10 protein-coding genes and 1 pseudogene are annotated in these 12,368 nt (G+C 71.0%); 7 read left to right on the top strand and 4 right to left on the bottom strand.

Annotated elements, in window-relative coordinates; all coding sequences use genetic code 11:
* The first annotated feature begins 464 nt into the window (after positions 1-464).
* The 6 genes from soxC (at position 465) to MKK58_RS09905 (ending at position 7,561) form a co-directional block, all read left to right on the top strand.
* Positions 465-1,715: a sulfite dehydrogenase gene (gene soxC / locus MKK58_RS09935; RefSeq protein ID WP_243911917.1), complete on the top strand. Its 1,251-nt coding sequence runs from the start codon at positions 465-467 to the stop codon at positions 1,713-1,715.
* Entirely contained in the window at positions 1,705-2,280 is a 576-nt protein-coding gene (locus MKK58_RS09930) for a c-type cytochrome (RefSeq protein WP_243911916.1), read from the top strand. The genes soxC and MKK58_RS09930 overlap by 11 nt, the downstream gene beginning before the upstream one ends.
* A gap of 248 nt (positions 2,281-2,528) precedes the next feature.
* Entirely contained in the window at positions 2,529-2,720 is a 192-nt protein-coding gene (locus MKK58_RS09925) for a hypothetical protein (RefSeq protein ID WP_056213034.1), read from the top strand.
* Positions 2,721-2,774: 54 nt separating this feature from the next.
* Positions 2,775-3,638, top strand: coding sequence for a serine O-acetyltransferase (cysE, locus tag MKK58_RS09920; protein WP_056488660.1), 864 nt, complete (start codon positions 2,775-2,777; stop codon positions 3,636-3,638).
* A gap of 463 nt (positions 3,639-4,101) precedes the next feature.
* Positions 4,102-5,493 (top strand): family 2B encapsulin nanocompartment shell protein, encoded by a 1,392-nt coding sequence (locus MKK58_RS26835; RefSeq protein ID WP_279578303.1) that lies wholly within the window; start codon positions 4,102-4,104, stop codon positions 5,491-5,493.
* Positions 5,480-7,561, top strand: a complete 2,082-nt coding sequence (locus tag MKK58_RS09905) for a family 2A encapsulin nanocompartment cargo protein cysteine desulfurase (RefSeq protein ID WP_243911915.1) — start codon at positions 5,480-5,482, stop codon at positions 7,559-7,561. Before MKK58_RS26835 ends, MKK58_RS09905 begins: the two co-directional genes overlap by 14 nt.
* A gap of 8 nt (positions 7,562-7,569) precedes the next feature.
* Here MKK58_RS09905 and MKK58_RS09900 read toward each other — a convergent pair.
* Positions 7,570-7,743, bottom strand: a pseudogene (locus MKK58_RS09900) (tartrate dehydrogenase); the annotation flags it as partial.
* A gap of 244 nt (positions 7,744-7,987) precedes the next feature.
* Here MKK58_RS09900 and nhaA point away from each other — a divergent pair.
* Entirely contained in the window at positions 7,988-9,196 is a 1,209-nt protein-coding gene (gene nhaA / locus MKK58_RS09895; protein WP_243911914.1) for a Na+/H+ antiporter NhaA, read from the top strand.
* A gap of 31 nt (positions 9,197-9,227) precedes the next feature.
* Here nhaA and MKK58_RS09890 read toward each other — a convergent pair whose 3' ends face one another.
* From MKK58_RS09890 to MKK58_RS09880, 3 genes are all read right to left on the bottom strand, one after another.
* Entirely contained in the window at positions 9,228-10,631 is a 1,404-nt protein-coding gene (locus MKK58_RS09890) for a phosphatase PAP2 family protein (protein ID WP_243911913.1), read from the bottom strand.
* Positions 10,632-10,730: 99 nt separating this feature from the next.
* On the bottom strand, positions 10,731-11,198 hold the full coding sequence (locus MKK58_RS09885) for a hypothetical protein (RefSeq protein WP_243911925.1): 468 nt from the start codon (positions 11,196-11,198) through the stop codon (positions 10,731-10,733).
* A gap of 169 nt (positions 11,199-11,367) precedes the next feature.
* Positions 11,368-12,111 (bottom strand): sulfite exporter TauE/SafE family protein, encoded by a 744-nt coding sequence (locus MKK58_RS09880; RefSeq protein WP_243911912.1) that lies wholly within the window; start codon positions 12,109-12,111, stop codon positions 11,368-11,370.
* Positions 12,112-12,368: the final 257 nt, after the last annotated feature.

Below are 12,368 nucleotides of genomic sequence, written 5' to 3'. Positions count from 1 at the left end.
GGGGCGGGATCGATCGCCGGCGATCGCGGCAAGCGCTGACTGGGTGGCGGCGTCGAGGAGCACGCAGACGGTCTGAGCCATTGCCCAGACTCGCATGCATCGCCCGCCTCGTGAATCCTCTGACCGCGTCAGTGCACTAGTTTCTCCTGGTCATTCCTCAGGGCCTTTCTTCTCGACGTCCGATCGGACGAAACGCCGACCCGGCGAACCCGCCATCCGCCATCCGCCATCCGCCGGAGCGAAGCCCTGTCGGGCGTCCCGATGAAACATGCGCTCCGCCCCGGCCTGTCTGGAGGCTATTGCTCTCCCCCTGAACTGAAGAAGAAAAGACCGTTTCGTTGATCGCCGGTTCTGAATACGGTTGAATGTCGGACTTCGAGGCGCCGCCGATGCTGTCCTCCCGCGCTCGGTCGCGTGCGGCATCCGCGCCTCGATCGTCCCCACCCCCGTCCGGATTCCGTCCCATGCCCCCTGACGCCCTGCGCCGGCTCGCGCATCGACGCAGTTTCCTCCGCCTCGCCGCTGGCGCCACCGGTGGGGTTGGGCTCGCCGCAACGGCCCGCGCTGCGGGCGCCGTCGAGCCTTTGGAGGTTCCCCCGTGGAGCCGCACCCCCGGGGCGCCGGTGGCCTCGCCGGCCTATGGTCAGCCGTCTCCCTTCGAGCGGCTCGGACGTCGGCCGCGCACGCCGCCGCCCTTTCCGGGGGCGGCCTCGACGGGCACGCCGCTTCAGCACCTGCACGGGATCATAACCCCGAACGGCCTCCATTTCGAGCGTCACCATGCCGGCGTGCCGGCGATCGACCCGGACCGGCACCGGGTGGCGATCCACGGTCTGGTGGAGCGCCCCCTCGTCCTGACCATGGACGACCTTCTGCGGATGCCCGCCGTCTCGCGCATCCACTTCCTCGAATGCTCGGGCAACACGCCCTGGCTCGGGGCGAAGCCGTCCTGGACCCTGCAGGAGAGCCACGGCCTGCTCTCCTGCTCCGAGTGGACCGGGGTCGAGCTCGCCACCCTGCTCGACGAGGTCGGCGTGAGGCCGGGCGCGGCCTGGATCCTCGCCGAGGGCGCCGACGCCTCGGGAATGAGCCGCAGCCTTCCCCTCGACCTCGCCCGCGACGGGGCGATCCTGGCCTATGCCCAGAACGGCGAGCGCCTGCGGCCGGAACAGGGCTATCCCCTGCGGCTGTTCGTGCCGGGCGTGGAGGGCAACCTCAGCGTCAAGTGGCTGCGCCGCCTCAAGGTCGGGGACCGGCCGTTCCAGACCCGCGAGGAGACGGCGAAGTACACCGACCTGATGCCGGACGGCACGGCCCGGCAGTTCACCTTCGTGATGGAGGCCAAATCCGTCATCACCACGCCATCGGGCGGGGAGCGCCTGGGCGGGCCGGGCTTCCGCGAGATCCGGGGCCTCGCCTGGACCGGGCGGGGTCGGATCGCCCGGGTCGAGGTCTCCACGGACGGGGGCGACCGCTGGCAGGCGGCGACCCTCGAGGGTCCGGTCCTGCCGCGCTGCCTCACCCGGTTCCGGCTGCCCTGGCGCTGGGAGGGTGGCCCGGCCCAACTCCTCAGCCGCGCCACCGACGAGACCGGCTACGTCCAGCCCGACCGCGCCGCCCTGGTCGCGGTGCGGGGCACCCAGTCCTTCTACCACAACAACGCGACGTTCGGCTGGCGGGTCGCCGCCGATGGAGGCGTCAGCCATGCGGGTTAGCGTCCTCGGAACCCTCGCCTGCCTCGTCCTGACCGGCGCGGCCCTGGCCGATCCCGGCGGCCCCGCCACAGGCCTGCACGAACGCACGGCCCGCTTCGGGATCGGCCGCGCGGCCACGCCCGAGGTGCTCGCTGCCTGGGACATCGACGTCCGGGCCGACGGCCGGGGCCTGCCCCCGGGCCACGGCAGCGTCCGCGACGGCGCCGCCCTGTTCGGCGCGCGCTGCGCGGCCTGCCACGGGGCGAAGGGCGAGGGCGGCAGCGCCGATGCGCTGGCCGGCGGCCAGGGCACGCTCGCCACACCGAAGCCGGTCCGGACGGTGGGCAGCTACTGGCCCTACGCCACCACCCTGTTCGACTACATCCGCCGCGCCATGCCCTTCGACGCGCCGCAATCCCTCGGCGCGGACGAGACCTACGCCCTGAGCGCCTACGTCCTCCACCTCAACGGCCTCCTGCCGGAAGACGCCGTGCTGGACGCAGGCACGCTCCCGGCGGTGGCGATGCCGAATCGGAACGGCTTCACCGGTGACGCGCGCCCCGACATCCCGGTGCCGGCGCGCTGAGCCAACCGGAATCGCCCGCGCAGGACAAGCCTGCTCCCGGGACCCGTCCGGGAGGAAGGCTGTGCCCGCAGGCGGCCGATCTTTGGAAACCGCTCTCATTGACCCTGGAGGCCCCGGATCGGCACACTTCCCCGAGGCGCGGCGCTCCCGTCCGTGCCCCGCAAGGGTCCGTCTGCGGACCCCGGACCGCGCCACCGGCACTCCCTCGCCACCCTCCTCGAGCGACGACGTACAGACCGGAGAAAACGATGGTTCTCGGAGATCAGGTTGTGTTCGCCCGGCTCGACGTGGCCGATGCCCTCGGGATCTGGCGCCACGCCACCGGACGCATCGTCGACGTCCTGCCGGCCCGGGACGGGGCGCAGGTCGTGGACGTGCAGTTCGACGGACACGGCCTCCTCGTGGGCTACATCGCCGCCCTCTTCCAGCGCGTCGGTTGAGGCCGATGCCGCCGCGCGCCGCCCGGACCTCGCGATCCGCATGAGCCGATCCGCATGACCGCCGGCAGCCAGGCCTCGCGCGGTCCCAGCAACCTCCTGCGCCCGCCCCTGCGCAGCGTGAGCCAGACCACGGCCGGCTCCGACGTCTGGCGGGCGATGCGCGCCGAGGCGGAGGCGGCCCTCATCGAGGAGCCGCTCTATGCCGGCATCATCCAGGCGACGGTGCTCGACCAGCCGAGCCTGGTCCACGCCTTCGCCTACCGCCTCGCCCATCGCCTTGGCGACGGCGACCTCGCGCGGCTCTCCACCCGCGACCTCTGCCTCTCGGCCTTCGAGGCCGACCCGCATGCGGGCGAGCACGCCGTGCGCGACCTCGTGGCCATCCGCGAGCGCGACCCGACCTGCCGGCGCTATCTCGACCCCTTCCTGTTCTACAAGGGGCTCGCCGCCCTGGAGGGCTACCGGGTGGCGCACTGGCTCTGGCACCAGGGCCGGGCCACCCTGGCGCTGCACATCCAGAGCCGGATCTCCGAGGTGTTCGGCGCCGACATCCACCCGGCGGCGCGGATCGGCTCGGGTGTCTTCATCGACCACGCCACCGGCGTCGTCATCGGCGAAACCACGGTGATCGCCGACGACGTCTCGATCCTGCAATCGGTGACCCTCGGGGGCAACGGCAAGGAGAGCGGTGACCGCCACCCGAAGATCGAGCGCGGCGTGCTCCTCAGCGTCGGCGCCAAGGTGCTCGGCAACATCCGGGTCGGCGAGGGGGCGAAGGTCGCTGCCGCGGCCGTCGTGCTGCACGACGTGCCCGCCCATACCACCGTGGCGGGGGTGCCGGCCCGCGTCGTGTCGCGAATCACTGCCGCCGAGGACCCCGCCCAGACCATGGACCAGTTCTTCGGCGACGGGATCTGACGGGTTCGGGGCCCGGACGGACGGCCCCGAGGGCTTTGGCGGAGCCGGCTTCCGATCCTCGGGCGAACCTCGCGACCTGCCGCGTGCACGGGTAGCCTCTGCTGGGCCGGTGGATCTCGGACCAGATTGTTCCAACCGTTTCTCCGGTTCGCCCTCTTTGGAGAACAGTTTTCTCTAATTATCCAGCTTATAAGCAGTCTATTTTGCATACGAAGCGCTTTGGGGCACGTCCGTCTAGTAAGCCCTAAACTTTGGAAAATTATTCCATTGACGATGACCCACCGCCACGGTTAGTACCGCATCACGTCCGGCGCTGTACAAATAATCGTTCCGGATATGACAAGACTTAGCCGTGGTCGCCGCTGCGCTATTCTCGTATGCGTAGTCGCTCGACTGTGCTCGCGCCGATCCACGGCCGGATGCGCACGGCATCACCCGACGATCCAGACGGAGACGACCAACCATGAGCGGACAGGGGCAGAGCGTGGGCGCATCCGCAGCACGCAATCTATCGACGGCGACCGTCACGTCGGTCCAGAACCTCGCCAACACCCCGCGCTGGCTCCTGCGGCTCCTGCCTTTCGTCAACGTGGATGGCGGCGTCTACCGCGTGAACCGGCGCGCGGTCGTGCTGGCCAAGCCCGGCCGCATCGCGTTCGCCAGCGCCGACAAGGCGCGCGCGATCAGCCCCGCTTCCTTGCGCGCCGTTCCGCCGTTCAGCCGGCTGGGTGATGCCGAACTCGCGGCCCTCGCCGACCGGTTCACCGAGAGCAAGCACAAAGCCGGCGAGACGATCTCGGACGGCGGCGCGGGCGACCGCAGCCTGACCATCGTCGCCGACGGCACAGTCGAGCTGTCCCTGTCCGGCCCGTACCAGAACCGGCTGCGCTCGGGGCTCGCCACCCGCGGCGACTTCTTCGGCGACGACACCCTCACGGGCGCCGAGCAGCCCGCTCCCGCCGTCAAGGCGCTCTCGGCCGTCACGCTGCTGACCCTCGACCGGGCGGCCCTGGACGACGACGCCGTCAAGAACCGCATCGCGCAATATGTCGAGGAGCGTGATCGCCTGAGGGGTCACACCAACAGCCACGGCGAGCAGGGCATCGAACTGCTCGCGGTGCAGACCGGCGCGCCGCGCCTGCCCACCACCTTCGTGGATTACGAGATCGACCCGCGCGAGTACCACCTCTCCACGATCCAGACGATCCTCAACACCCACACCCGCGTCACTGACCTCTACTCCAACGAGATCGACCAGCTGCGTGAGCAGATCCGCCTCACGGTCGATGCCGTGAAGGAGCGGGAAGAGTGGGAGCTGCTGAACAACTCCGAATTCGGCCTGCTGAACGAGGTCGGCGGACGCCAGCGCATCCCCACCCGTGGCGGCCCACCCACGCCGGACGACCTCGACGAACTGCTGACGCTGGTCTGGAAGAAGCCCGCCTTCTTCGTGGCGCATCCCCGCGCCATCGCGGCCTTCGGCCGGGAAGCCACCCGCCGCGGCGTGCCCCCGGTGGTGATCCACCTGTTCGGCGCGCCCTTCATCACTTGGCGCGGCGTGCCGCTCGTGCCGAGCGACAAGCTGCCGATCGACACCGATCCGGTCACCGGGGCGCAAACCACCTCGATCCTGCTCCTGCGCGTCGGCGAGGGCGAGCAGGGTGTGGTCGGCCTGCAGAAATCCGGCGTCACCGGCGAGATCGAGCCCGGCCTGTCGGTGCGCTACATGGGCACCAACGACCATTCCATCGCCTCGCACCTCGTGACCCGCTACTTCTCCGCCGCCGTGCTGGTGGAGGATGCCATCGCACGCCTCGATAACGTGCTCCTGGGCAACTACCATGACTACGCCTGAGGCCGGCGTCTTGGGCTCGTCCGGTTTCGGCCTCCCCACGGGCGCGGCCGGCGACGCCGCCGGTTCCTTGGCGCATGCCGACCTCGTCGGGCGCCTCGCCCGCGAGATCTACGGACAGGGCCAGGCGGCGTCTGCGCCGTTGGCTCCCGCGCTGCCGGCCGCGCCGCAGGTTCCGCAGGCGCTGGAGAGCCTTCCCCAGGCCCCCGGGCAGCCCACGCTGCCAGGTGCCGCCATCGGCACGCCCTCGGGCGCCCTGCCGTCGGGCCTCCAGCCCGACGGCAGGGCCCTCGGGGCGCGCAACGTCGGTGGCCCGAGCGTCGGGCTACCGGGCCTGACCGGGCCGTCGTCCGCCAACCCGTTCGGCGGAACGCCCGCGCCGGCGGGCGCCGGCTTCCTCGATACGGCGACGATCCCCTCGGTCCATCCCCTCGCCGACCCGTTATCGGCCCGGCACGGCCTGCCGGAATTCTTCGTGCCCACCGTGCCGGAAGTGGCCGCCTTCCTGCCCGGCGGCCGTGACCTCCACCGGACGATCGCGCAGGACCATCCGCGCGCGAACGCCTTCGCGCACGCGATCGCACCGAGCCTCGTGCCGGCCGATCCGTCGAAGCACGGCGGGGACGTCGCCCAGGAAAACTATCGGCGCACGGGGTATCTCTCGGGGGAGCCCGTCCACGCGGCGCAAGCGGGCAGCGACGCGGCGTCCGCGTCTGGCGACTACTATTTTCTCTCGGATTCCACCCAGACGCAGTCCCGGCGCACCTCGAAGCCGCACGCTTCCCCGCGCGCCGAGCCCTCGCGACACGGCGGGCCGGCCCCGCGCGTGACCTCCCACGGGTCGAGCCCGGTGGCGGCGCCCTTCGATGTCGAGCGCGTCCGCAAGGACTTCCCGGCCCTCCACCAGAGCGTCAACGGGCACCCCTTGGTTTGGCTCGACAACGCGGCCACCACCCACAAGCCGCAGAGCGTCATCGACGCCACGTCCGAGTTCTACGCACGCCACAACTCGAACATTCACAGGGCCGCCCACACCCTGGCGGCGCGCTCCACCGACCTGTTCGAGGGCGGGCGCGAGAAGGTCCGGCGCTTCCTCAACGCGCCCTCGAAGGACGACATCGTCTTCCTGCGCGGTACCACGGAGGCGATCAACCTCGTGGCCAACACGTATGGCCGCGCCAACATCGGTCCGGGCGACGAGATCATCGTCAGCCAGATCGAGCACCACGCCAACATTGTGCCCTGGCAGCTCCTGACCCAGGCCACGGGCGCGACACTGCGGGTGATCCCGGTGGACGACCGCGGCGAGATCATCTTCGAGCAGTTCGCCGCCCTGCTCTCGGGCCGCACCAGGATCGTCTCGGTGACCCACGTCGCCAACGCCCTCGGCACCATCAACCCGGTCCGGGAGATCATCGCGCTGTCCCACGCCTACGGCGTGCCGGTGCTGGTGGATGCGGCGCAGTCCTCGCCGCACATTCCGTTGGACGTGCAGACGCTCGATGCCGACTTCCTCGTCTTCTCCGGCCACAAGGTGTTCGGGCCAACGGGCATCGGCGCCCTCTATGGCAAGACGCACCTCCTGGAGGCGATGCCGCCCTGGCAGGGCGGCGGCCACATGATCGAGGACGTGACCTTCGCGAAGACCGTCTACAAGGGCGCACCGGAGAAGTTCGAGGCGGGCACCCCCGACATCGCCGGCGCGGTCGGCCTCGGCGCCGCCCTCGACTACCTGGAAGGGGTCGGCCTGCCCGGCATCGCCGCCTACGAGCACGACTTGCTGGATTACGCGCAGGCCGGCCTCACCGACGTGAAGGGCCTGCGCCTGATCGGCACCGCGCGGCAGAAGGCGAGCGTGATGTCCTTCGTCATCGACGGGCATGAGAACGAGGCGGTGGCCCACCATCTCGACGCGAGCGGCATCGCGGTGCGCTCGGGGCATCACTGCGCCCTCCCCGCCCTGCGCCGCTTCGGCGTCGACCAGTCGGTGCGGGCCTCGCTGGCCTTCTACAACACCCGCGCGGACGTGGACGCCTTCCTGAAGGCGCTGCACAACCTGCCGCGGCGATGAGCGAAGGGGGGCTCGACGATCCCCGGCAGGATGCGGGTCGGCCGCACGTTGGTGTACTGGTCGAAGGGCTGGCAGATGGCGAGCCGCAGGCCCCAGAGGATGATGTGGTCGGGCACGTCCGGCGCGCCCACCGCGCCGAAGAAGATCGCGTCGTGGTAGCGGATCTGGTCGCGGCCGGCGGCGGTGGTGTAGGTCTGCATGGGATGCGGATTCGATTGGGATGCCCGAGAGACTTGCGCTCAGCGTGGACCGGTTCGCCGGGTCAGGGTCGGGATTGCCGGGGGGATCGTGCCGTCCGCCGGGACCGTGTGCATTGCGGGAGGCCCGCATCGATGCGATAGCTCGCCCCGGGTGCGCGGTCCGAAGGGTTGGATCGGCAGGTTGAGCCAGCGCTGGTCGGGCCGCCAGCGGCGGAGACCTGTGCCGATGCCCTTCCTCGCCCGCCCCGCATCCGCCCTGCGCGGCCTGATCACCAGTGGCGCCAGCGCCGGCCTCATCCTCATGGCGAGCGCCGCGATCGCCCTGGTGGTGGCGAATTCCGGCTGGTCGGAGGCCTATGCCACGATCTTGAAGACCCATGTCGGCGGCCTCAGCGTGCTGCATTGGATCAACGACGGCCTGATGGCGCTGTTCTTCCTGCTGGTCGGCCTGGAAATCAAGCGCGAGGTGCTCGACGGCCGCCTGCGGACCTGGCCCGACCGGGTCCTCCCGGGGATCGCGGCCCTCGGCGGCATGCTCGCGCCGGCCCTGGTCTACGTCGCGGTCAACCGGTCGTCCCCCGAGACCCTGCGCGGCTGGGCGATCCCCACGGCCACCGACATCGCGTTCGCCCTCGGCGTGCTGACCCTGCTGGGGTCCCGCGTCCCGGTCTCGCTCAAGATCTTCCTGACGGCGCTCGCCATCCTCGACGATCTCGGCGCGGTGCTCATCATCGCGGCGTTCTACACCGCAGACCTGTCGCTGCCGATGCTCGGCGGCGCCGGTCTCGTGCTGCTCGTCCTCGTCGGGCTGAACAGGGCCGGCGTGACCCGCCTGTCGCCCTATCTCGGGCTCGGGGCCCTGCTCTGGGTCCTGGTCCTCGGGTCCGGCATCCACGCCACCATCGCGGGCGTGCTCCTCGCCCTGACGATCCCCCTGCGGCCGAGCCCGGCCCGGCCCGACGATCCGGCTTCCCCCCTGCACCGGCTCGAGCACGCTCTCCATCCCTGGTCGGCCTACCTCGTGCTGCCGGTGTTCGGCTTCGCCAATGCGGGCGTCTCCCTGGCGGGCCTGTCGAGCCGGATGCTTCTCGAGCCCGTGACCCTCGGGGTGGCGCTCGGGCTCTTCGTCGGCAAGCCGGTCGGCGTCTTCGGCGCCATCCTCGCGGCGGTGCGGCTCGGGCTGGCGGAACGCCCCGCAGGTGCCGGCTGGTGGCAGATCTTCGGGCTGTCGCTCCTGTGCGGCGTCGGCTTCACCATGAGCCTGTTCATCGGGCTCCTGGCCTTCGCCGAGCGGCCCGACCTCGAGACGGCGACGAAGGTCGGGGTTCTCATCGGCTCGGGGACCTGCATGCTGGCCGGCGCCCTCGTGCTTGTCCTCGCGCCCCGGGAGGGCCGGCGCCGGCTGGCGGCGCGGGCCACGGAGACGCGCGCCTGAGAACCCCGCGCCTGACGGCGGGCGGCGCGTCTCAGCGAGTCGGCTGGCCCTGTTTGCGGGCCGCCAGCGCCGCCGCCTCCCCGGCCGCCGCGTAGAGGTTGAGACGGGCATACAACCCGAAGGCCGAGCCGTCGTCGAGGAAGCCGCCGCCCGGGCCCAGCGTCGCCGTGAGGATCGCGTTGGCCTCCTCCAGGCTGAGTGACGGGAACGCGGCGGTGAGGAGATGCCCGGCCTCGGGCGCCACCTGGTTCACGTCCGCGACCCGGCCGGCCCGCTCCGGGTGGACGACGGGCAGGCCGTAGGTCTGCGTCGCCGCGTAGAGGGCGGCGTTGGCGGCCGGGTCCCGAAAGCGGCCTCCGTCGCCGGCCGCGCAGGCCGCGATGGTCTCGCCGCATGCCTCCCGCAAAAACGCCGTCAGGTCGGCGCGGGCGGCCCTCAGGGCCGCCGGGTAATCCGTGAGGGCCACGGCCGCGTCGGTGGTGCGGCTCATCTCGTTGACCACCGCCGGGTTGCGCCGGACCTGACCCACGTAGGCGGGATCGTTGGCGAGGAGGTGCGCCACCGCGTGCAGGGCGACAGCCCGGCCGCCCAGCACGTCCATCGCGTAATGCGCGCCGACGACGATGCGATTGCTGCCGTACTCGGCCGCCCGGGCGATCATCTGCTGGTAGCGCTCCGGCACCAGGATCGCGAGGACCAGGGATTCCGTGTAGCCGTAGGTGGTGTGGCCGCTCGGGTAGGAGGGGCTGTCGGTCAGGGTCTGGCCCGGCCCCCGCAGCCAGTCCAGGCTGTGGGAGGGACGACCGAAATAGTCGTGTCCGCGATAGGCGAACAGCTGCGGCAGCGTCTGGAACGGGCGGGCATTGCCGTAGGCATCGGACCCCGGCGTTCCCGCCGGCCGCTCGTAGGCCTTGCCGAAGATGTCAGTGGTGCCGCCCCGCTCCGTCAGGATGGCGGCGGCGTCCGCCGAGACCGGCGTCTTGCCGTCCCGGGTCGCGTTGGCGAAGAAATACTTGCCGGCGTTCGAGTCGGACTTGGCGACGTTGTTGGTGTAGCCGATGAGGTCGGCGACGGACTGCGCCACGTTCGTGAAGCTGTCTTGGGGGGTGTAGCGGGCCTTGGTCTGGTAGATCTCACCGAGGCGGCTGCCGAGGCCGTCGGCGAGTTCCGTCGCGTTCCCGTCCGTGATGAAGGCGTCGCGCAGGGCGAGCTGACGCTGCTCGGAGAGCGGCAGCAGGAAGGCCGGCTGCCCGCCGCCGGACTGGATCTCGCCCGTGACCCTGAGATTCGCCTCGAGGGCGGCCCGCCCCTCCGCGCTGCGGGCGAGGGCGCTCACGGGGGCGAGGCCCCGCAGGGCGGTGAGGTTGGGGTCCGATTGCGCCGCGGCCGGAACGGGGGCGAGCAGGCAGAGGGCGAGCGCCCAAACTCTCGGCATCTCGGACCTTTCCGCATCTCGGGGCATGGCGCGCCTTTCCGTGATCGCGCCGTGGTAGCGCGGGCCGAAGCCGGATGCCAAGCCTGGTTCCGGGCTCGCCTATCGGGGCAGGCGCAGGAGCCGCGGCCGCCAGATCCCCAGGACGACGTTGGCCGTCGCCACCACGAGCAGCACCCAGAGCGTGTTGCGCTCCGCCCCGAGGGTCTCCGCGAGGGTCGCGGGATCGACGCGCCCCGCCAGCGCCAGGGCGCTCTGCTCGGCCTCCTGGCGCATCGGGCCCTGCACGTAGACGAGCACGCCCTCGAACATCAGCACCCCGGTGGCGAGCTTCAGCCAGGCCCAGCCCGCCTGCAGGAGGCCGCGGTTCAGGGTCATGGCGAGCAGGCCGGAGACCAGCGTCAGCGCGAGGCTCGGCAGGACGATCCAGGTGGCGACCGCGCCCATGGCGCCCCGCGCCGCGGCGTAGCCGTCGAGGGCACTCGGGGGCGGCGCCACGCCGAGCATGACGACGAGGGCCGCCATCGCGCCCATCAATCCGGTCGCCCCCATCGTGTGGAGGAACTTCATCAGGCGTCGCCGCACGCGTCTGCCTCCCCTCGGGACCGGCCGATCCTACGCGAGAAGGCCGGCGCGGTGGTAGCGGGCGCGCATCGCCGCGAACCCGGCTGCGCCTTGGCCGCTCAGGTCCGACACCGGCCTTCGCTGCCGTTCGGGCCCGAGGCGGAGGTCCGGCGCCTCAGTGCAGCAGGCCGGGGAGCGCCAGGGCGGTCGTGGTCAGGCCGATGGCGGCCAGCAGCGCCAGGACGAGGGAGCGGAACCGGCGCTGGTCGATCTTGGCGAACAGCGACAGCCCGACGAGCACGCTGACCAGCACGATGGGGAGCCCGAGGGCGAGGTCGCCCATCAGCTCGGGCGGGAACGGGTTGAGCACCGCCAGGATCGCCAGGGACCAGACCTGCAGAACGAGGGTGAAGCTCTGGTAGACCGCCCGCTGCATGCGCGGCTCCCAGCCGCGCACCAAGCTCCAGGCGGTGGGCAGCGCGCCCGACAGGCCCGCGATGCCCCCCAGGATGCCGCCGAGGAAGCCGACGGCGCCGTCGCTCCAGGCATTGCCGAACGACACCCGATAGTCGCTGCGCAGCAGCGCCACCACCGCGCTGTAGAGGATCAGGAACACCCCGATCATCACCTTCACCACCTCGGGGTTCAGGTCCTTGAGGAGGTAGATCCCGATCGGCGCGCCGAGCAGGCCGGGGCCGATCATCGCCAGGGCGGTGGCCCTCGGCGGCAGGGTCCGCAGGCGCATCACGGAGAGGGCCTGCGAAAGGATGCTGCAGGTAAGAACCAGGGCCGTCGCTTCGATGGGGGCCCGGATCGACAGCAGGGTGCCGGAGGCCACCAGCGCGAAGGCGAAGCCCGTTAGGCCGGAAATGAGACCCGCGCAGCTCAGGCACAGGACGATCTGGAGGGTCTCGTTCACGGTGCGTCTCGGTTTCCGGGGGGCTCGGGAGCGGTTCGAGCCGCGTGCCGGGGTACTCGTCCGAACGCTTCATGTCTTATATAAGATTCACGACCAATCAAGGGATGGGGGCATCGGGACGAAAAGCCCTGCTTCCTCGTTCTTGCGCAGGGTTGTTGTACCCCTTCGAAGCGCTTCCCCGGACGTCCGGCGTGCAATCCCGGTTGACGTCGAAAATTCTGATGTCTTATACAAGACTCAGTCGCCGCAAAGAGCCG

The sequence above is a fragment of the Methylobacterium sp. J-078 genome (assembly GCF_022829285.1).
Taxonomy (GTDB): Bacteria; Pseudomonadota; Alphaproteobacteria; order Rhizobiales; family Beijerinckiaceae; genus Methylobacterium.
This window is presented reverse-complemented; position numbering and strand designations above follow the sequence as displayed.

Coding starts and splice junctions, on each gene's coding strand:
- MKK58_RS09905 (WP_243911915.1), top strand. CDS start 5,480: ATGACTACGCCTGAGGCCGGCGTCTTGGGCTCGTCCGGTTTCGGCCTC.
- cysE (WP_056488660.1), top strand. CDS start 2,775: ATGACCGCCGGCAGCCAGGCCTCGCGCGGTCCCAGCAACCTCCTGCGC.
- MKK58_RS09890 (WP_243911913.1), bottom strand. CDS start 10,631: ATGCCGAGAGTTTGGGCGCTCGCCCTCTGCCTGCTCGCCCCCGTTCCG.
- MKK58_RS09885 (WP_243911925.1), bottom strand. CDS start 11,198: ATGAAGTTCCTCCACACGATGGGGGCGACCGGATTGATGGGCGCGATG.
- soxC (WP_243911917.1), top strand. CDS start 465: ATGCCCCCTGACGCCCTGCGCCGGCTCGCGCATCGACGCAGTTTCCTC.
- MKK58_RS26835 (WP_279578303.1), top strand. CDS start 4,102: ATGAGCGGACAGGGGCAGAGCGTGGGCGCATCCGCAGCACGCAATCTA.
- MKK58_RS09925 (WP_056213034.1), top strand. CDS start 2,529: ATGGTTCTCGGAGATCAGGTTGTGTTCGCCCGGCTCGACGTGGCCGAT.
- nhaA (WP_243911914.1), top strand. CDS start 7,988: ATGCCCTTCCTCGCCCGCCCCGCATCCGCCCTGCGCGGCCTGATCACC.
- MKK58_RS09930 (WP_243911916.1), top strand. CDS start 1,705: ATGCGGGTTAGCGTCCTCGGAACCCTCGCCTGCCTCGTCCTGACCGGC.